At 71.8% G+C, this 18,367-nt stretch carries 17 protein-coding genes; 7 read left to right on the plus strand and 10 right to left on the minus strand.

The genetic code is table 11. The features are described from left to right. Nucleotides 1-8: 8 nt before the first annotated feature. Nucleotides 9-275 carry a phosphopantetheine-binding protein gene (locus NQZ70_RS36525; protein WP_044989135.1) on the minus strand — a complete coding sequence of 89 codons (267 nt, stop codon included), beginning with the start codon at nucleotides 273-275 and terminating at the stop codon, nucleotides 9-11. Between the two features lie 84 nt (nucleotides 276-359). On the opposite strand from NQZ70_RS36525, the gene NQZ70_RS36530 reads away from it, so the two are divergent. Together NQZ70_RS36530 and NQZ70_RS36535 are read left to right on the plus strand one after the other, a co-directional pair. Then, entirely contained in the window at nucleotides 360-1,151 is a 792-nt protein-coding gene (locus NQZ70_RS36530) for an enoyl-CoA hydratase/isomerase family protein (RefSeq protein ID WP_129578357.1), read from the plus strand. Nucleotides 1,152-1,264: 113 nt separating this feature from the next. Further along, nucleotides 1,265-2,113, plus strand: a complete 849-nt coding sequence (locus NQZ70_RS36535) for an RNA polymerase sigma factor (RefSeq protein ID WP_129578358.1) — start codon at nucleotides 1,265-1,267, stop codon at nucleotides 2,111-2,113. A gap of 58 nt (nucleotides 2,114-2,171) precedes the next feature. On the opposite strand, the gene NQZ70_RS36540 is transcribed toward NQZ70_RS36535, so the two are convergent. Beyond that, nucleotides 2,172-3,716 (minus strand): flavohemoglobin expression-modulating QEGLA motif protein, encoded by a 1,545-nt coding sequence (locus NQZ70_RS36540; RefSeq protein WP_129578359.1) that lies wholly within the window; start codon nucleotides 3,714-3,716, stop codon nucleotides 2,172-2,174. Between the two features lie 128 nt (nucleotides 3,717-3,844). Here NQZ70_RS36540 and NQZ70_RS36545 point away from each other — a divergent pair, with 128 nt between their 5' ends. Next, on the plus strand, nucleotides 3,845-4,879 hold the full coding sequence (locus tag NQZ70_RS36545) for a MoxR family ATPase (RefSeq protein ID WP_129578360.1): 1,035 nt from the start codon (nucleotides 3,845-3,847) through the stop codon (nucleotides 4,877-4,879). Between the two features lie 24 nt (nucleotides 4,880-4,903). Here the strand turns inward: NQZ70_RS36545 and sixA are convergent, their stop codons facing one another. Together sixA and NQZ70_RS36555 are read right to left on the minus strand one after the other, a co-directional pair. Further along, a complete protein-coding gene (gene sixA / locus NQZ70_RS36550; protein WP_129578361.1) occupies nucleotides 4,904-5,425 on the minus strand; it encodes a phosphohistidine phosphatase SixA in 522 nt (173 codons plus the stop codon). 80 nt (nucleotides 5,426-5,505) lie between these two features. After that, nucleotides 5,506-7,359 carry a MopE-related protein gene (locus tag NQZ70_RS36555; RefSeq protein ID WP_165374346.1) on the minus strand — a complete coding sequence of 618 codons (1,854 nt, stop codon included), beginning with the start codon at nucleotides 7,357-7,359 and terminating at the stop codon, nucleotides 5,506-5,508. An 850-nt stretch (nucleotides 7,360-8,209) separates the two neighbouring features. Between NQZ70_RS36555 and NQZ70_RS36560 the strand changes: the two genes are divergently transcribed. Both NQZ70_RS36560 and NQZ70_RS36565 read left to right on the plus strand, forming a co-directional pair. Beyond that, a complete protein-coding gene (locus NQZ70_RS36560) occupies nucleotides 8,210-8,770 on the plus strand; it encodes an SMI1/KNR4 family protein (RefSeq protein WP_129578364.1) in 561 nt (186 codons plus the stop codon). 65 nt (nucleotides 8,771-8,835) lie between these two features. Then, the gene (locus NQZ70_RS36565) at nucleotides 8,836-9,858 is read left to right on the plus strand and encodes an RluA family pseudouridine synthase (protein WP_129578365.1); all 1,023 of its coding nucleotides are present in this window, start codon (nucleotides 8,836-8,838) and stop codon (nucleotides 9,856-9,858) included. Here NQZ70_RS36565 and NQZ70_RS36570 read toward each other — a convergent pair. The 3 genes from NQZ70_RS36570 to NQZ70_RS36580 all read right to left on the minus strand — a co-directional run bounded on the left by NQZ70_RS36570 (nucleotide 9,839) and on the right by NQZ70_RS36580 (nucleotide 12,405). Then, nucleotides 9,839-10,102: a hypothetical protein gene (locus NQZ70_RS36570; protein ID WP_012238561.1), complete on the minus strand. Its 264-nt coding sequence runs from the start codon at nucleotides 10,100-10,102 to the stop codon at nucleotides 9,839-9,841. The two genes, NQZ70_RS36565 and NQZ70_RS36570, sit on opposite strands and share 20 nt — an antisense overlap. Nucleotides 10,103-10,186: 84 nt before the next feature. Next, complete coding sequence (locus NQZ70_RS36575; RefSeq protein ID WP_129578366.1) at nucleotides 10,187-11,752, minus strand: hypothetical protein; 1,566 nt, start codon at nucleotides 11,750-11,752, stop codon at nucleotides 10,187-10,189. Next, the gene (locus NQZ70_RS36580) at nucleotides 11,749-12,405 is read right to left on the minus strand and encodes a nucleoside triphosphate pyrophosphatase (protein WP_129581791.1); all 657 of its coding nucleotides are present in this window, start codon (nucleotides 12,403-12,405) and stop codon (nucleotides 11,749-11,751) included. The genes NQZ70_RS36575 and NQZ70_RS36580 overlap by 4 nt, the downstream gene beginning before the upstream one ends. A 167-nt stretch (nucleotides 12,406-12,572) precedes the next feature. Here NQZ70_RS36580 and NQZ70_RS36585 point away from each other — a divergent pair, with 167 nt between their 5' ends. Together NQZ70_RS36585 and NQZ70_RS36590 are read left to right on the plus strand one after the other, a co-directional pair. Next, entirely contained in the window at nucleotides 12,573-14,594 is a 2,022-nt protein-coding gene (locus tag NQZ70_RS36585; protein WP_129578367.1) for an OmpA family protein, read from the plus strand. Further along, nucleotides 14,591-15,514, plus strand: a complete 924-nt coding sequence (locus tag NQZ70_RS36590) for a PPC domain-containing DNA-binding protein (protein ID WP_129578368.1) — start codon at nucleotides 14,591-14,593, stop codon at nucleotides 15,512-15,514. The genes NQZ70_RS36585 and NQZ70_RS36590 overlap by 4 nt, the downstream gene beginning before the upstream one ends. A 66-nt stretch (nucleotides 15,515-15,580) precedes the next feature. On the opposite strand, the gene NQZ70_RS36595 is transcribed toward NQZ70_RS36590, so the two are convergent. From NQZ70_RS36595 to NQZ70_RS36605, 3 genes are read right to left on the minus strand one after another with little or no spacing between them, the layout of a single operon-like run. Then, on the minus strand, nucleotides 15,581-16,174 hold the full coding sequence (locus NQZ70_RS36595; protein WP_129578369.1) for a polysaccharide biosynthesis/export family protein: 594 nt from the start codon (nucleotides 16,172-16,174) through the stop codon (nucleotides 15,581-15,583). Then, the gene (locus NQZ70_RS36600; RefSeq protein WP_129578370.1) at nucleotides 16,174-17,568 is read right to left on the minus strand and encodes a hypothetical protein; all 1,395 of its coding nucleotides are present in this window, start codon (nucleotides 17,566-17,568) and stop codon (nucleotides 16,174-16,176) included. The genes NQZ70_RS36595 and NQZ70_RS36600 overlap by 1 nt, the downstream gene beginning before the upstream one ends. 38 nt (nucleotides 17,569-17,606) lie before the next feature. Next, nucleotides 17,607-18,245 carry a hypothetical protein gene (locus tag NQZ70_RS36605; RefSeq protein WP_237244363.1) on the minus strand — a complete coding sequence of 213 codons (639 nt, stop codon included), beginning with the start codon at nucleotides 18,243-18,245 and terminating at the stop codon, nucleotides 17,607-17,609. Nucleotides 18,246-18,367: the final 122 nt, after the last annotated feature.

Genomic DNA, 18,367 nt, shown 5'->3' on the forward strand with positions numbered 1-18,367 from the left:
CGGCGCGATCACGCGGCCGCGGTCGACTTGATGATGTGGGCCACGAGCGCGTCCACCGATGCGAAGATCGGCCTCGCCTCGTCGCCCTCCGGGATGCGGACGCCGAAGCGCTCCTCCACGCTCATGGCGAGCTGGAGCGCGTCCAGCGAATCGAGGCCCAGCCCTTCGCCGAACAGCGGCGCGGCGTCGTCGATGTCCGCCGGCGTCTTCCCCTCGAGGTTCAGCTCCTCGACCATGAGTTCTTTTAACTTCTGCCGCACGTCCTGCGCGTTCATGAGCACGTCCCTGCGGGGTAGCACAATTCCGCGCCTTTCTACCAGGGGGCAGCGCTTTTTCTGACGGTTTGGTAAAGAGCGCCCATGGCTCTCGTCGACTACGCCACCTCTGCAGGCGTCGCGCTGCTTACCCTCAATGATCCGCCCGTCAACGGGTACACCCACGAGATGATGAAGGACCTCGACGCGGCCATCCTCGAGGCCCGCTTCGACAACGATGTGCACGTCATCGTCATCACCGGGCACGGCGAAAAGTTCTTCTGCGCCGGAGCGAACATCAACATGCTCCGCGAATCGGATCCGACGTTCAAATACTACTTCTGTCTCCACGCGAACGAGACGCTGAGCCGGCTCGAGCACACGCCAAAGCTCTGCATCGCGGCGCTGAACGGCCACACTGTAGGCGGCGGCCTCGAGATCGCGATGGCCTGTGACCTCCGCATCGCCCGCAGGAACGCCGGCAAGATCGGTCTCCCGGAGGTCGCGCTCGGCGTCCTTCCCGGCACGGGCGGCACCCAGCGCCTCGCCAGGCTCATCGGGAAATCTCGGGCGATCCAGCTGATGTGCGAGGGCCAGACGTTCGATTTCGAGACCGCCCTCGCGGTCGGCCTGGTCAACGACGTCTGGGAGACCGCCTCCCACGACGAGTTCATGGACCGGATCCTCGCGTACGGCCACACGTTCACGCTGCCGGGTCGCGCGGCATTGGCGGTCGGACGCATCAAGCGCGCCGTGCAGACAGGCTTCGAGGTGGGGCTCGAACAGGGGCTCGCCCTCGAGCGAGAGCTCCAGGCCGAGCTGTTCGCGTCGGAGGACGCGCGCGAGGGGCTCGCCGCCTACATGGAGAAACGGAAACCCGTGTTCCAGGGCAAGTGAACGCGCGAAGCACGCGCAGCGCGGCGCACGTAATGTCCATCACAATAGACAGCTTCCTTGGGATGGTCTGACGATTTTCAAATCAGCTTGGGCTGCTGCACGTAAGTTCAGGCATGCAACAGCCTCTTGAGCACGTGCCGCTTCTGGAGCGGCCCAGCTTCGAGACCGTGTACACGGTTGGCCTGTCGTTTCTCCGGCAAGCGCTCCGATGGCTCGGCGTGGCAGAGCGCGACGTCGACGACGTCCTGCAAGACGTCATGATCGCTGCGTACCACGCGCTGGAGAGCTTCGATCCGGGGCGCGGCACCGACGGGGCGCGCGCGGGTCATTCCCCTTCCGGCCGCGCGCCGAGCGCGGGCCGCAGGGCTCCGCAGGCCCCGAGCCCGCTCGGCGAGCCCCTCAGGCGCTGGCTGTTCGGCATCGCCTGGCGGCAGGTCGGCCACTACCGCGGGCGCGCCCATCGCCGCCGAGAGATCGCGGTCGGCGCGGGGGCGAGCTGGCCGTTCGATCTCGCCGACCCGGGCTTGAGCTCGGAACAGCTGCTTGCACGCGAGCAGAGCGGCCAGCTCGTCGGCCGGTTGCTCGGAGCGATCGACCTCGAACGGCGGGTCGTCCTGATCATGCACGATCTGCTCGACATGACGAGCGCCGACATCGCGCGCGATCTCGACGTGAACGAGAACACGGTGCGCAACCGCCTCCGGCTCGCCCGCGAGGACTTCCGCGTGGCGGTGAAGCGCATGAACGCCGAGGACCGGCGCGCGCTCCGCGATCCGCTGAGCCTCCCGGTCGCGGAGCGGTCCCGCGCGGCGGACGAAGAGTCGCTCCTCGACGCGGCCAGGCTCGTCCCCGATGTGCCGGACGCGATCCGACGCAGGCTCTGGATCGCGGTGGCGCACGCGATCGCCCACGCGCGCGCCGCCGGCCCGAGCGCGCAGGCCTCCGCCCCGCCGCCCGCGTGAGCGAGCGCCGAGCGGTCGAGAGGCGCGCCGCCGGGCGCGGCGCGCCGGGCGGCCGCCATCAGCGCTCCAGCATCCTGCCGTAGTGCTCGGCGAGCGCCGTCCCGCCGAGGCGCGAGAAGAAGGATGAGTAGCAGATCCAGATCGCCAGCCCGTTCATGTCGTCGAACATCGGCGGGAGATACGGGGGCGGGCGGATGATCCCGTCGGTCACGTGCGCGTGGAGGACGGGGACGTCCTCGTGCGCGACCTTCCCCACGAACAGGAAGGGAATGAGCATCGCCCGATCGTGCTGAATGGCGGCGCGCATGAAGGCATAGTTGAGGACGATCCCCTTGCAGTAGCAGGCGTCCTTCGTGAACGGCGCCCCTCCCGCGAGCACGCCGCCGCGGAAGACGCGGCGGGCGTTCTGGAAGCACTCCTCTTCCTCGTACCCTTCGGTGCGGTACCACTCGAACACGTCGAGGAAGGACGCCCCGTCCTCCGCCTTGTCCACCGCGAGGATGCGGTCGTTCAGCTTCTTCGCGCGACGCGGCGTGCTCCTGAAGGTGAGGATCTCGACCAGCACGGCGAGCCCTTCCTGAACCGCCGTGGTGCGCGGAGGCCCCTTCGCCAGCCAGCGCGCCACGGGCTGAGCCTGCCCGTTCAGGCTGGTCGCGACGTGCACCCACCCCTCGTGCGCCTCGAGGATGTCGACGTCGCTCCTGGAGAACATCGCGCCGCTCCGGATCTTCACGTAGTCGCTGCCGGCGGCGGCATCGGCGAGGAGCGAATCGTCCACCTGCACGCGGATCGAGGCGCCGCCGAAGAAGCGGTCGAAGCGGGCGTTCAGCTCGAGCGCCGCCATCTCCGCCGTGATCTCGCGCTGCTGCGACGGGCCGAGCCGCTCGCCGCCGATCGCCGTCAGGAGGTCGTAGAGCACGAACCCCATGTCCCGCACGCTCGTCTTTCCGTCGGGCAGCTTGTCCTTCGGGGAGCCGTAGAGCTCGCGGGACAGGTCGTAGAACGCCTTGGTCCCCCGCCCCATGAGCATGCTCACGACCTTCCTGTACTCGTCCGCGGTCGCGCGGAGGATCTGGCCGAGCCGATCGCGCTTGCCGAGGTCCCGCTCGGCGTCGCGGAGGATCTCCTCGAGCTCGCGCTGCTTCGCCGCCGGATCGAACCCGAGGTCGTCCGCGTAGGTCACCCTGGGCAGCTCGCGCTGCTTCGCGCGGAGGAACTGCTCCTCGACGTCTGCTTCCCACCGGAGCGCCTGGAGGATGCGGATCGGGCGCTGCGCCTCGAGCACGCGCTGGGCCAGGTTCGCGAGGATCTCCTTGTAGGAACGCCACGGCCCAGCGACCGGCGACAGCGGCGCGTGCGGGATCGGCCCGTCGCGCAAGCTCAGCGACTCCAGCGGCGCCGAAGGCGCCTCCCCGTTCGACCCGCCGACCTCGTCAGGGACGCCCTGTCCCCCCGCCCCAGGGGCCTCCGCGCCGTCCTCCGCCGCGCCGGCGCCGCCGCTGTACGGCTCGTCCGCTGGCTCGCTCACCTTGACCTCGCGCTGCGCCTCCCCGTCCGCCGCGCGCGGCCCCCTCCTCTCCCGGGCCTCAGAGCTCTGCGCCATTGCGATCGATTGCTAACACCTGCTCACCTGTCGGAGCAAACCTCCACGGAGCAGGATCCGCCGCGGTGAGCGCCGGCTCCGCCGGGTCCTTGTCGGCATCGCGGCCTCGGGGTACGAGCCCTGCCCCTATGAGCGATCCCGAGCACAGGAACGACGCCGAGACGACCGCCGACGAGGAGTCGAGCTCCCTCTCGGACGCCGCGCTCCTCGAGCGCACAGCGGAAGGAGCCAAGCGGCTCCGCTCGGCGATCGCGGCGGCGGTGGTCGGGCAGGACGACGTGGTCGAGGCCATGCTGATCACGCTCGCCGCGCGCGGGCACGCGCTGCTCGTCGGCGTCCCGGGGCTGGCCAAGACGCTGCTCGTGTCGTCGCTCGCCAAGGCGCTCGACCTCAGCTTCGGGCGCGTCCAGTTCACGCCGGACCTGCTGCCCGCCGACATCACGGGGACCGACGTGCTGCACGAGCAGCACGGCTCCCGGAGCCTGCGCTTCCAGCCCGGACCCATCTTCCACAACCTCGTCCTCGCGGACGAGGTGAACCGCACGCCGCCGAAGACGCAGGCGGCGCTGCTGGAGGCGATGCAGGAGCGCAAGGTGACCGTCGGGACCGCCACGCACGCCCTCCCCGACCCCTTCCAGGTGTTCGCGACGCGAAACCCGATCGAGCAGGAGGGGACGTACCCGCTGCCCGAGGCGCAGCTCGACCGCTTCCTGCTCGAGATCCACGTCACCTACCCGAGCGAGGCCGAGGAGCGCGAGGTGGCGCGGAGGACGACCTCGGGGAAGCCGCCCGCGATCGAGGCGGTGCTCAGGGCGGCCGAGGTGCGGGCGATCGGCCGCCTCATCCCGAGGATCCCGGTGACCGACGAGGCCGTGGACCTCGCGGTGCGCCTCGCGAGGGCGACGCGGCCGGGGACCGACCGCGCCGCGCAGGAGGTCCGGGACTACGTGCGCTACGGCGCGGGGCCGCGCGGGAGCCAGGCGCTCGTGATCGCGGCCAAGGCGCGCGCGGCGCTCCGCGGCGAAGCCGCGGCCGACGTGGACGACGTGAGGGCCCTGCTGATCCCGGCGCTGCGGCACCGGATCGTGCTGTCGTACCGCGCCGAAGCGGACGGCGTGCGCGACGTCGACGTGCTGAGCGCCGTGGAGCGGTCGGTGCGCTGAGCGGCGCCGAGGCGCGGACGGCGCTCAGCGCGGGCGAGGCGCCTGCTGCTGCGCGTCCTTCACCGGGTCGACCGCCTTCATGGCCTTCAGATCCAGGGCGAAGCGCAGCGTCCCCGGCCCACGCCCGTCCCAGCTCACGGCGACGACGCCGCTCTTCTTCAGGCCCGTCCAGCCGACGTCGCCGAGCAGCGATGTCACCAGCGCCGACAGCGAGGGCTCGTGCCCCACGAGCGCCAGCGGCTGAGCCCCCTGATACTGCGAGAGCAGGCGGAGTATTTCGGCGGTGTCCCGCGAGGGAGAGAGCTCGGCGATGACCGAGACGTCGTCGGTCAGCTCGGCGGCCTCGGCGATGATCTCCGCGGTCTGCACCGAGCGCACGAGAGGGCTCGTCCAGATCGCCGCAGGGCGTCGGCCCTTCTGCTTCGCGAGCCACTTGGCGACGCGCCGGGTCACCTTGCGACCCTTGCCCGTGAGCCAGCGACCGGCGTCGCCGAGGTCAGGCGCGTCGTCCACGGCCTGGCCGTGGCGGATGATGAGGATCTCCATGGCGTGAACTTAGCCCGGGCGACCGCCAGCAGGGGAGCGCCGTGCGCGCGCAGCCGGCGGAGGCGCAGGCCCGCGGGCCCTCAGAACTCGCACTGGCTGGTCGCGTCGTTGCAGTGCGAGCCCGGCGCAACGAAGGGACAAATGCTCCCGAAGAAGCTGTTGCAGGGCAAGCCGCACGTGTACGACGTGTGCGTGTAGCAGATCTGCCCCGCGTCGCAATCCGCGTCCGAGGCGCACCGGCAGCTGAAATCGTCGGGGATCCCGTTGCCGTTGTCGTCGCGGCCGTCGCAGCACTCCGTCACGTAAAAGTCGCTTGCGCTGCAGTCCTCGTCGGCGCAGTCGAGCGTGCCGTCGCAGTCGTTGTCGATCCCGTCGGTGCACGCGGCGGTCCCGAACTCGGGGCCGGGCGCGGCGCCGCCCGCGCAGCCCCGGCAGGGACCGAAGGCGCCGCAGTCCGGATCGGCGCAGTCGACGTAGTGGTCGCCGTCGTTGTCGAGATCGTCGTCGCAGATCTCGCTCGGGTTCGGGACGATCTCGACGTTGAGCGCGAAGGGGCCCTCGTTCGCGCCGCCGAAGGGATCGACCGTGAAGCCGTCGAGGAAGACGAAGTACGCGCCCGGGTAGAGGATGCTGAAGTCGAGCCGGGAGGCCCACGACCCGCCGCCGCTGTCGTCATCGCAGCCGATCTCCCGCCCGGTGTTGCAGATGCCGGTGCGGACGTAGAGCGTCGTGTCGAAGCTCGACCCGCGCGTGTCGAGGTGCACGCGCGACGGCGCGGTGAGCACGAAGTAGAAGACCGCCTCGCCGGCGTCGCCGCCGCACGCGCCCCGGGTCTCGCTCACGTGGCCGGAGGTGTCCCCCGTGTAGGTGCCGGTCCCGGGGATGCGCTTCGGCGAGAGGCAGTTCGCCTGCTCGAGCACGCACACCGGGTTGTTCGCGCAGTCCGGATCCTGGCAGTCGATCAGGGCGTCGCGGTCGTCGTCGAGCGCGTTGTTGCACTGCTCCGGCGTCGGCGCGCAGCTCGGCGCGAACACGCAGGCCGCGTCGGCGCAGTCGATGTGCCCATCGCAATCGTTGTCGACGCCGTCGTCGCAGACCTCCGGCACGCAAGCCTTGCAGGCCGGCGCGGTGATGCACTGCGGGTCCGCGCAGTCGACGCGCCCGTCGCAGTCGTTGTCCCGGCCGTCGTCGCACCGCTCCAGCGAGACGGGCGGCTGGCACACGCAAGGAAAGCTGCTGCGGCAGTCCGGATCGGCGCAGTCGACCAGGAGATCGCAGTCGTCGTCCGCGCCGTTGTCGCAGCGCTCGCCGTTCGCGCTGCAGACGCACCGCGGGTCGGAGCCGCAGTCGCCGTCGTCGCAGTCGAAGATGCCGTCGCAGTCGTCGTCGACGCCGTTGCCGCACGCCCCGATCTCCGAGGCGGAACAGCTGCAGGAGCGGGTCCCCGAGCAGTCCGCGTCGAAGCAGTCGACGAGCGTGTCGCAGTCGTCGTCGACGCCGTTGTCGCAGCGCTCACCGCCGGGGCGCGGGGTGCAGCCGCAGTCCTGCCCTGCGGCGCACGCGGGATCGAAGCAGTCGCTCACGCCGTTGCAGTCGTTGTCCGCCGCGTCCGTGCAGATCTCCGGAGCGCCCGGGAAGACGGACGGGTTGAAGTCGTTGCAGTCGCTCCCGCCGCAGATCGTCGGACCCACGCCGTCGCCGTCATCGTCGCGGGGCGCGTGCTCGCAGCGCTCGTCGACGCAGGTGTCGCGGGTGCAGGCGTCGCCGTCGTCGCAGTCCGCGTCGCCGCCGCACGGCGCGGAGCCTCCGAAGCCGCCGCCGTTCGACGACGTCGACGCGCTCGCGCTCGTCGTGCCGCCCCCGCCGCCTCCGAGCCCGCCGACGCCGGTGTCCGGGAGCTCGAGCAGGCTCGTCCGGCCGCACGCTCCCGCCATCACCCCGAGAGCCGCCCACGCCCCGATCGCGAAGAGGAACCGTCGAATCCCTGGGGACCGCCGACGCGCCTCCCCGACCCATGCTGAAGAGCCCGGCTTCATCGCTCACCCACTCGCACCGGCCGCAGGGTGCCCACGCGTCGCTTCAATGTACACGCCCGAGTTTCCATGGAGGCAAGTTTTGATCCCTTGACGCCGACCCGCTGCCTGCATGTCCTCGGGCGGCCTGTCGCCTCGCGCTGCGCGGCTGGACACCGGGAGGTGGGGTGCCGGCCGGCGGGTGGGGCGACGCGCCGAATCCGGCCGGCTCGCGCCGCGGATCAGTTGCGGGTCGACGCATCCGCGTGTAACGAGGCCCCGTGGGCGCGCAGCTCCAGATCGAGGTCGAGCGGCCGCCTCCTGGCCTGCAGCGCGGCCGTTACCCTGCGCCACAATGGGTCATCCTGGCGGTCGGCGCGGCCGTGGTGCTCGGCGCGGTCGTCTTCCTGATCTGGCGGGCGCGGCGTGCCCTCCGCTCACGGGAGCGAGGCGGCCCTCGTTCTTCGCGGCGTGGGTGACGGGCGCGCGGGTGACCGAGGATGGCGCCCGCTCGGCCGCTTCCTGCGGATGAATGATCGACAGCAAGTGCGATCGCGGGTTGACACCGAGCGGACCGGACCGGTAGGCACCATAGAGGGACGCGCTCCCGGTCGGCTGATGTAGAGTGCCGCCCGAGCGCGCGACGAGCCCGCAACAGCCGGGGCCGAGAACGCGGCCCCAGTGAGGCCCTTTGGGTCCTGAAGAACGCCGCGCAACTGCGGCCCGTGGAACCATGGCACCGATCGAACGTGGCGTTGAGCTTGTGCATCGGGTGATCGCGCAACTGAAGAAGCGCCCTTCCAGCCATGCCGCCGTGGGAGCGAGCCAGGCGGCGCTCGATGCGCTCGAGTCGAAGTTGATGGTCGAGCTGCCGCCCACGCTGCGGGCGTTCCTGGAGTTCGATTTCACCCTCGATAGCCTGGGCCCGCGGTTCAAGGGGCGGCATCGCTTCGGCCAGGATCCGTCGGCGCCGCGACCGAAGCTCACCTCGGTCCGCAAGCTGGCGGAGGCGAAGACCGACCTCGGCTGGACCGAGTCGCGCCTCCGGGGCAAGGTCGTGCGGCTGCCCAACCTCCCCGGTCACCCGTGGAACGCGCTCTACCTCGGCGAGGCCAGGCGGGACGGCGAGCTCGTCATCCTCGGCCTCGACAACGAGGACACGAACGTCCGCGTCTTCCCGCGCTACACGGCGTTCGACCTGTACCTCGTCGAGCAGTGCGGCCTCGCCAGGCTGTCCGAGGCGCAGCGGCTCGAGGACCTCGAGTCGCACGTCGCGCTCAACCCCGAGCTCGGGACCGCCGAAGAGGACGACGAGGGCGATACGGAGTATTGATCGCGCGGCTGCGACGCCGCTGGGCTGGCGCCGCTCGGCCGTGAACGACGCCCGTGACGAACGCGATGGCTGCCGGTGCGGAAGCGCTCCACTTTCGGGTGGACGACGGCGACCCGCACGACCGGCTCGACAAGCTCGTCGTCCACCTGCTGGAGCGCGCCGGCCGCGCGACCTCGCGCGCGGCGGTGCAGCGGTGGATCGCCGCGGGCCGGGTCCTCGTCGACGGGGAGCCCGCGCGCGCGTCGGTGGCGGTGCGCTCGGGCGCCCTGGTCGAGATCCGGCCGGAAGCGCCGTCGCCCCCCGCAGCGGCGGCCGATCCCGGCGTGGCCATCGCGGTGGTGTACGAGGACGAGCACCTGCTCGTGATCGACAAGCCGGCGGGGCTCGTCGTGCATCCGGCGCGCGGGCACGCGTCGGGCACGCTCGTCAACGGATTGCTCGCCCTGCCCGGGTTCGCCCTGGCGCCCGCCGATCCGCGCGATCCCATGGGCCACGTCCGCCCCGGGATCGTGCACAGGCTCGACCGAGGCACGAGCGGCCTGCTCGTCGTGGCCAAGGACGAGCCCACCCGCGAGGCGCTGAAGGCGCGCTTCGCGCGGCACGAGATCGAGCGCGAGTACGCGGCGATCGTGGCGGGCGAGGCGCGAGACGCCACCTACGACACGCTGCACGGCCGCCACGCGACGGACAGGCTCCGCTTCACGTCGTGGATCCGCAGCGACGCCGGCGCGGGCGGCGCCGCGCCGCGCCGCGCGGTGACGCACGTCCGCGTGCTCGAGAGGCTCGGCGACGCGGCGACGGTCGTGGCCTGCTCGCTCGAGACGGGCCGCACCCATCAGATCCGGGTGCACCTCGCCGAGCGCGGCAGGACCCCCGTCCTCGGCGACCCCCTCTACGGCAAGCCGCCGAAGAAGCCGGCGGTGCGGGCGATCGCGGAGGAGCTCGGGCGGCAGGCCCTGCACGCGCGCGTGCTCGGGTTCATCCACCCCGCCACGCAGAGGCCGGTGCGCTGGGAGAGCGCGCTGCCCGCGGACATGCGCAGGGCGCTCGACCAGCTGCGGAGGCTCGCTACCAGATCTTCGATTTGATGTGGCCCTTGGACTTGATCAGGATGTCCACGAGGGCGCGGTCGTAAAAATTCTTCTGGTACAGATCCGGCGAGACGCGGCTCTTGTAGAGGGCGCGGCCCTCCTCGATCTCCTCGGAGAGGACCGTGAAGAGGTCATCCTGCTGGATGCCCTGCACGATCTTTTCCTCGTTGTAGAGCGAGAGATCGCTTGCGATGGCGCGCGCGAGGCGGCGCGCGGCCTCTTCCGTTTCAATCAAGGGCATCCGTCTCTCCTCCAGGTTCGCCGGCCGGGGGCACGCGCTCCCGAGCCGACGGGCGCCTAGGATGCAGCAGCCCAGGCGGCGCTGTCAAAGTAGCTCGTCGTTCGACCCGCGCCGGAGCGGTGGCGCGGAGGGCGCGCCGCTCGCGGGGTGCGGCGCGCCGGCGTGCGGCGGCTCCGGGCTCTGGCGCGCCGCGGCGAGGGCGGCGAGCCCCGAGAGGAGCGGGAAGACGACCAGCGCGTAGCGCCCGGCCCCGAAGAACACGGCGTGCGTGGCCGCGGTCGCGGCGAGGACGGCGAGCGCCGAGAGCGCGAGCATCGGCGCCCGGAGCAGCGCGCGACCCTGGAGCAGCGCCAGGCCGAGGAACGCGAGGTAGCCCACCCACGCGTGGACGTGCAGCGCGGCGACGACCCCCAGCGCGAACAGCGCGAGCCGGGCAGGCACGAGCGCCCGCTGCGCGAGCGAGGGGCCGCGGGCGCGGTCGTGAGGGTGAGGGTGCGGGGGAGGAAGAGCGCCGGGCGTCGGCGCGGGCTTGCGCGCTGCCCACGCGAGCGCGCAGAGCAGGACGAGGCGCTCGAAGACCGTCTCGACGGCGCCGAGCGCCACCTTGTCGTCCTCGGTGAAGGCCGCCGCGTTCGAGGCGTGCAGGTACCACCCGGCCGCGCCGCAATAATCGAACGTCGCCGCGAGCTTCCGGGGCACGAGGCCGAGCCATGCGCCGGGGTGCTCCGCGATGTAGCGGCGCGCCTCGCGGCCGAAGCACGCGTCCTTGCCGGCCTCGTCGAAGACCTCACGGCACGCCTCGGGCACCTGGATGGGCGCCCAGGCGCCGGTGGAGGCCGGGTCCGCGCCGATGAGGAGGTTCCAGCCGCCGTTCACGCTGACCAGCGCGCACTGGTTCATCCGCGCGCAGTTGCGCGCCGTCCAGGGCGCGCACACGACGAGCGCCGCGAGGACGGTGACGAGGACGGGCGCCGCGCGTCGCGCCGCGCGCGCGGCGAAGGAGCCGCGGAGCACGGCGTCGCCGGGCGGCGAGCCGAGGAGGGCGAGGCCGGCGAAGAGGGGCGCGAGCAGGAGCGCCTGCGGGCGGACGAGGGTGGCGGCGCCGACGAGCAGCCCGAGGAAGGCGAACGGGGCCAGCGCCGGACGGCGCTCGCGCGCCCGCGCGGACGCCCACGCCGCGCAGGCGACGAGCGAGCCGGTGACGCCCTCGGTCATGACGGCCGGGGTGTACGCGACGAGCCCGGGGTGGAGCGCGACGAGCGCGCCCGCGAGCGCCGGTACGGCGCGCGAGCGCGGCGCAGCGCGGATCGCCAGGCGGTGAACCGCGAGCGCCGCGAGCGCGCCGACGACGGCGTTGAGCAGCATGGCGACGGCAGGGCGCGCGCCGAACACCGCGTACAGCGCGCCGACGGCGCCCGGATAGCCGACCGGGTAGTGCGCGGCGTACGTGACGACGCCGTCGGGCCAGAGCCACGTGTAGCCGAGCCCCGCCGCGATCCGCTCGGCGATGCGGTGGTAGTAGGTGCCGTCGGCGGTGGGCGGGAAGCGCCCGGCCGCCCAGGCGACGACGGCGATCCGCACGGCGAGGGCGAGGGCGAAGATCGCGCCCCCGTCGCGCCGGCGCGCGGCCATCGCGAGGTCGTCGCTCATGACGAGCGCGCGGGCGACAGCGGGAAGCGCGCGAGCAAGCCGGCGGCGCGCAGCGCCGCGACGACCTCGCACGCCGGCAGGCCGACCACGTTGGAATACGAGCCCTCGATGCCCGCGACGGCGAACGCACCGATCCCCTGGATCGCGTAGGCGCCGGCCTTGTCGAGCCCCTCGCCGGTCGCCGCGTACGACGCCACCTCGTCATCGTCGAGCTCGCGGAAGCGCACCCGCGTCACGACCGTCTCGGCGTGGAGGGCCTCGGCGCGGCCCGGGGTGACCGCCGGCGCGAGCTCGGCCTCGGCGCCGGCGATGGCGAACCGGGTCCAGACCTGGTGCTCGCGGCCCGAGAGGGCGCGGAGCATGGCGCGCGCGTCGCCCTCGTCCCGGGGCTTGCCGAGGATGGAGTCGCCGAGGATGACCGAGGTGTCGGCCACGAGGATCGCGCCGGCCCCGACCGCCTGCTGCAGGCGCCGCGCGGCCGCGAGCTTCGCCAGGGTGACCCGCTCCAGGTAAGCCGCAGCCCCCTCCTCGGGGCGACCCGCCTCGTCGACCTCGGCCGCCGCCACGCGGAGAGGCAGGCCGAGCGTGGTCAGGATCTCTCGCCGGCGCGGCGAGCCGGAGCCGAGCAGGAGCGGGTGCGCGTCGTCGATCATGGTCGTGCGGGCGCCGGCGGCGCCGGCCCCGGCCGGGCGTGGTCGTAGCACGGCGCGGGACCGACCGCGGAGCGCAGCGCGCCACCGGAGCGTCGGGCGCCCCCGGATCGCGCCGAGACGATTGCTGTTTTGACTCTCACCCCGGCAGTAGTAGAGGGTCGGGCGCGATGCGCGCCAACTGGAGGGTGCCGGCACGATCAAGCCTCCCGCTGCTGGTGGCCTCCGGTTTTTTCATGGCGGCGGTCCTCCCGGCGCCGGCGCGCGCGGACGAGTGCGCGCCGGCGCACGGGATGTCGAGCTGCATCGACGCCGACAATCTCTGGCCCCACGCGGGCGGCGGCCCCTTCTTCGCCGTGGGGAGCACGGCGACGACGCCGAGCGCGAAGGCCTCGTTCGGCCTCGTGGCGAGCTACCTCTCGCGGCCGGCGGGCCTGCGTGTCCCCTCGCCCGACCCTGACGGCACGGTCGTCCACGTGCTCGACAACATGATCGACGCGACCTTCCTGTGGTCGCTCGGGCTCACCGATCGCCTCGAGGTCACGGTCGCCGCGCCGGTCACGCTGTACCAGGACGGCGCGGGCTTCGCCGATGTCCTCGGCACCGACGCGGTGCTGCACCGCAGCGTGATGCGCGACGCGCGCCTCGGCGCGGCGTTCGCCATCGTGCCGCCACCCCGGAGCGGCCCGCTCGACGGCTTCTCGCTCGCGGCGCGCCTCGAGCTCGGCCTGCCCACCGGCGACAGGACCGCGTTCGCCAGCGCCGGGACCGTCACGCTCGCGCCGACCGCCGCCGCGGCGTACCAGCTCGGCCAGCTCCGCCTCGCGGCCGAGGTCGGGGCCCGGATCCGCGGCTCGAGCGCGCTGCTCGGCGTCGAGATCGGCTCGCAGCTCCTCGGCGCCCTCGGCGCTGCGGTCGACGTGCTCCCGGGCCGCTGGCTCACGGCGTCTGCAGAGGCGTTCGCCCTCTACACGCTCGCCGAGCAGCCCGCCCGCGGCGCGGCGCTGGTGCCGGCGGAGTGGATCCTCTCGGCGACGAGCGCTCCGTTCCTCGCCGGCGACGTCTCGCTGTCCGCCGGCGGCGGGAGCGCCATCCCGTTCTCCGCCGAGGGCACGCTCACCGCGCCCCGCTTCCGGTTCAACCTCGGGCTGCGCTATGCGCCGATGGGGCGCGACGCGGACGCCGACGGCGTCCTGGATCGCGACGACGCGTGCCCGAACGTCGCCGAGGATCGCGACGGCTTCCAGGACGGCGACGGCTGCCCCGACCCCGACAACGACGGCGATCGGATCCCCGACGACCGCGATCGGTGCCGGGACGAAGCCGAGACGATCGACGGCTTCCAGGACGGCGACGGCTGCCCCGACGACGACGACGACGGCGACGGGATCCCGGACGACGCCGACGCCTGCCGGAACGCCGCCGAGGACCGCGACGGCTTCCAGGACAGCGACGGCTGCCCCGATCCCGACAACGACGGCGACGGGATCCCGGACGAGCGCGACACGTGCCCGAACGGCGCGGAGGACGTCGACGGCTTCAAGGACGACGACGGCTGCCCCGATCCCGACAACGACATCGACCAGGTCCCTGACGCCGACGACCGGTGCCCGGACGAGCCCGAGGATCGCGACGGCTTCCAGGACGACGACGGCTGCCCCGATCCCGACAACGACGAGGACGGCGTGGTCGACGCGGCCGACGCGTGCCCCGTGACGGCCGAGACGATCGACGGCGCGAACGACGCCGACGGCTGCCCGGAGCCGGGAGCCAGGTCGCTGCCGCAGTGGTCGGGCGATCGGATCCTCCTCGACGGCCTGGCCCGCTTCCCCGCGGGCAGCGCGCGGGTACCGCCGGCCCTGGCGGCGCAGATCGGCATGATCGCCCAGCTCATGCGCGGGCGCATGCCCCTCGACGTCGTCATCGTGGAGGCCTACCCCGATCGCCAGGGCGACTCGTCGGCGCGCGCGATCGAGCTCGCCGGCGCGCGCGCGAGCGCCGTCAAGGAGCTCCTCGCCAGCGCAGGTATCCCGGCGGACCGGATCACTGCCGCCGCTGGCGACACATCAGCCATGCGCGCGAAAGACGCGCCCCAGATCGAGGTGACGGCGACCCGCGCTCGGCGCTCGGAAGGAGCACGCCGTGCTCCGGGCGCAGCCTCCTCGACGACCGGAGAGAAGAAACTGCGATGAATGTTTTCGAGGCACGCCGTGCCCGTCATTTGATCATCCGCCTCGATCGGGGCGAGGAGCTCCCAGCGGCGCTCGTGCGCGCCCTTGACGAGGCCGAGGCGCGCGCCGGCTGGATCGAGGGGATCGGCTCGCTCGAGAAGGCGGAGATCGCGCTGTTCGATCAAGCATCCCGCGCCTACGCGAAGACGCGCGTCCTCGAGGGGCCCTGCGACGTGGTGGCGCTCTCCGGGAGCATCGCGCTCCAGCAGGGCGAGACCTCGCTTCGCCTGTCGGCCACGCTCGCCCGCGAGTCTGGCGTCGGTCTCCAGCTCGCCGCCGGCGAGCTCGTCTGGGCTCGGGTTTACGGGCTCGAGCTCCGCGTCACGGCGTTCGACGACCTGCCCCTCGCGCGGGCGTTCGACGATCGAACGGGCCTCATGCAGCTCGTCGCCCAGTCGACCGCCATCCCGGCGATCGCGAGCGAGGCGCCCCGGATGGCGCCTCCGGCGCAGGCCGCCGAGCCGGCGCGCACGGCGCCTCCGGCGCAAGCCGCCGAGCCGACGCGCGCGGCGCCTCCGGCGCAGGCCGCCGAGCCGCCCCGCGCGCCGCCGCCGGCCGCCGAGCCGCCCCGCGCGCCGGCCCTCGCTCCAGAGCCCGCCCGCGCGGCGGCCTCGGTTATGGAGCCCGCGGCCGTGCCGCTGCCGCAGCGCCCGGTCCGCCCTCGCCAGGAGGAGGACATCTATCCGGAAGTGGGCGACAGCGTGACCCACTTCCACTTCGGCGAGTGCACCGTGATCAGCTCCGACGGCGAGCGGATCCGCCTCCGCCAGGAGCGCGACGGGCGCGTGCGCGAGGTCTCGCTGACGATGCTCCGCATCGAGCCTCCCACCGTGGATCCGGCGACGGGCCGGAAACACTTCCGCCTCGCGCGAAAGAACTGAGCGCGCGGCGCGCTGCGTCGATCGAGGGGCGGCGGACGGCGCGCCGCCCCTCGGGCGCGTCGTCGCTCAGAAGACGCGCTGGGCGACGTTGATCGAGTCCCCTGCCTGGAGGGGCACGTCGGGGATCTTGTTGTCGATGATGTCCTCGACCGAGACGGTGGCGAACACCGTCTTGCCCTGGGACTTCCTGCGGATCGTGACCCGATCCTTGTCCGCGATGCTGTTGAACCCGCCCGCCATCGAGATGGCGCGGAGCAGCGTCATGCCAGGCTGGAGCGGCAGGGATCCAGGCTTCTGCACCTCGCCGAGCACCTCGACCCGCTTCGAGTTGTACTCCTTGATGCTCACGCTCACGCTGGGGTCGGTGAGGACCTGCCCCTCCATGAGCTTCGCGCGGACGAGCTCTGCCACCTCCTGAGGCTCGAGGCCCGCCACCTTGAGCCGCTTCACGTAGGGGACGTCGACGGTGCCGTCCGGCGCGACGGTGAACGTCGTGGGCAGCTTGTCTTCCCCGACGATGCGGAGCTCGAACACGTCTCCGACGCCGATCGTCGTCGCCTCCACCGGAGGCGGCAGGTTCACCGGCCCGGCTTGGCGCGACGAGCAGGCGGCGATCACCAGCGCGAGGATGGCGGCGGCCCACCGACCCGAGCGTCGCATCACATGAACCAGCGCACGCCCAGATAGGCTTCGAACTGCTGCCATCCGAGATGGTTCTGGACGTTGGACTCGTCGAGGATCCTCAGCGCGGTGCTGCTGATGTTGTTGCCATACCGCAGCGTGGTGTTGATTCCCAGAGAGTCCGCGAACCGGTACTCGCCGAACAGAGAGGCGTCGATACGGACGTCCGTCCAGGGCTCCTCGGCTGCGACGAGGCGCCCGTCATCCGCCGGGATCCCGGGGAACACGTGGGCAGCCACGCCGCCATCGAGGATGAGCAGGAACCGACCGCCGAAGAAATAGGTCAGCTTGAGGTACCCGCGGTCGCGCTCGAAGTAGCTCGCGAGAAAGCTGTCGTGGAAGTCGCGCGTGAAGCCGGCCGAGAGCGATGAGAGCGCGAGCGTCGCCGCCGCAGGGTCGGCCGACGGATTCGGCGTCAGGAACCACTTCAGCTCGAGCTGGCCGATGACGCTGTCGAAGTCGTGCACGACGTCGTTGTCGTTGTTCGGCGTGTAGAAGCTCGCGCCCCAGCCGGCCATCGCGAGGAGGCCGAACGACGATGTCACGAGGCCGTTGATCCCGAGCTGCGCGCGCAGCGGGTGAGAGGAGAGCTGGGCGCCTGGATTCGGGTAATCGACGAACCCGAGCGACGCGTCGTAGATGAGCGCCGTGCGCGGCAAGAAGCGCCAGCGCCCCCGCGTCCGGACGATGTGCTGCATGTTCGTCAGGCTGTCGTACTCGTCGAGCTCGAAGAACGTGCCCGCGAAGCGATAGCCAAGCCGCCAATCGAGCAGGCCGCCGCCCGGCGTCCACACGAGCTCTGCTCCCGCGCCCGCGTGGACGCGCCGGAAGCTCTGGTTGGAGATCCCGATGTCCGAGGGAGCGATGGTCCGGCCGAGCGACGCGTCGAGGACCGCGGACCACGGGCGCTGGGGCAGGATCGTCAGGTTGGCGTCGAGCGAGCCGCCGATGTTCCGCTGCTGACCGAGCCGCTCCTGCCCGCGCTCCGGCCCGGAGACCGGGAAGAAGTCATCATAGGTCGCGGCGATGCCGGCGCGAAACTCGACGTCCGGCGGCGGCGCGTCGGGCGTCACCTCCTGGCGCTGCCGGCTGAGCGTCGAGAGCGAGAATGAAGGCGTGATCCGGAGCCGCATCGAGCCGACAGGCCCGATGTCGTCCACGCTGGCCACGTCTTCCTCGTCCCTGCGAAAGAAGTTGGAGTCGTAACCGAACTCCGCCGCGATCCCCGGGTGCAGCTCGAGATCGCCGGCACGAATCCCGATGCCCTCGGTGTAGCGGCGATCCTTGAGCCAGGGCTGATCCTGCGCGAGGGCCGACGCCGGGGACAGAGTTAGTGTGAATACGGCAGCGACTATGGTGTCACGAGGTTTCATCGCCTATTGGGCAGTGGCAATCCGAGAGAGGCGGTCGCCTACCGAAAACAGCTACTGCACGCAGGCGGCTCGATGATGATCTGGCTGACGGGATACTCGGAAGGATCCTCCTTGGGGAGGTTCTCATCGATATCGACCTTGATGGCGCTCTCGCCGATATAGCCCGCTTCCTGGCCGATGCACTGGTTGGCCTCGGCCGTCAGCTGCTCGGAGCGCTGGCGCAGGACCGTCAGGATCGTGAACTCGTGATTGGAGAGATCGGCGTCTCGCCGATTCACGGCGAGCTCCAGGCCCTGCCGCCGCTCGCGGGCGGAGCGGATGGCGACGTCGATCTGATTCAGCTTGTCGTTCAAGCAGAGCGTCTTCACGACGTCTCGCTGCGAACGGGCCGTCTCGAGCTGGCGACGAACGGACGTCCGGGCCCCATCCATCCGAGCGAGGAAGGTCTCGCTCTGCGCGAGCTGCTCGGCCGGCGAGAGCGTCACCTGCCGCGCGAGGCCCGCAGACGCATCCGGCGGAGGCGCCGTCTGCGCCTGCGCAGCAGCGATGCCGTGGCCGATGACGACCGAGATCAGCGCAACTGCTGCGAAGCCGGGGATCTGTTCACGTTTCATCGAAGCCTCCGAAGTCAGGCCCGCGCAGTATAAGTGCGGGCAGACGTGGTTGTCAAAACGCAATGAACATGCCGAACGGCCAGCAGCTCGACCTGTCGGGAGGCCCCGTACCAGGTTTTTCCCCATTGGATGCGCGACGGCATCACGCCATTCACGTTCTGGCGAAGGGGGAGGATTGCGTCTTG

The sequence above is a fragment of the Sorangium sp. So ce836 genome (assembly GCF_028553905.1).
Taxonomy (GTDB): domain Bacteria; phylum Myxococcota_A; class Polyangia; order Polyangiales; family Polyangiaceae; genus Sorangium; species Sorangium cellulosum_D.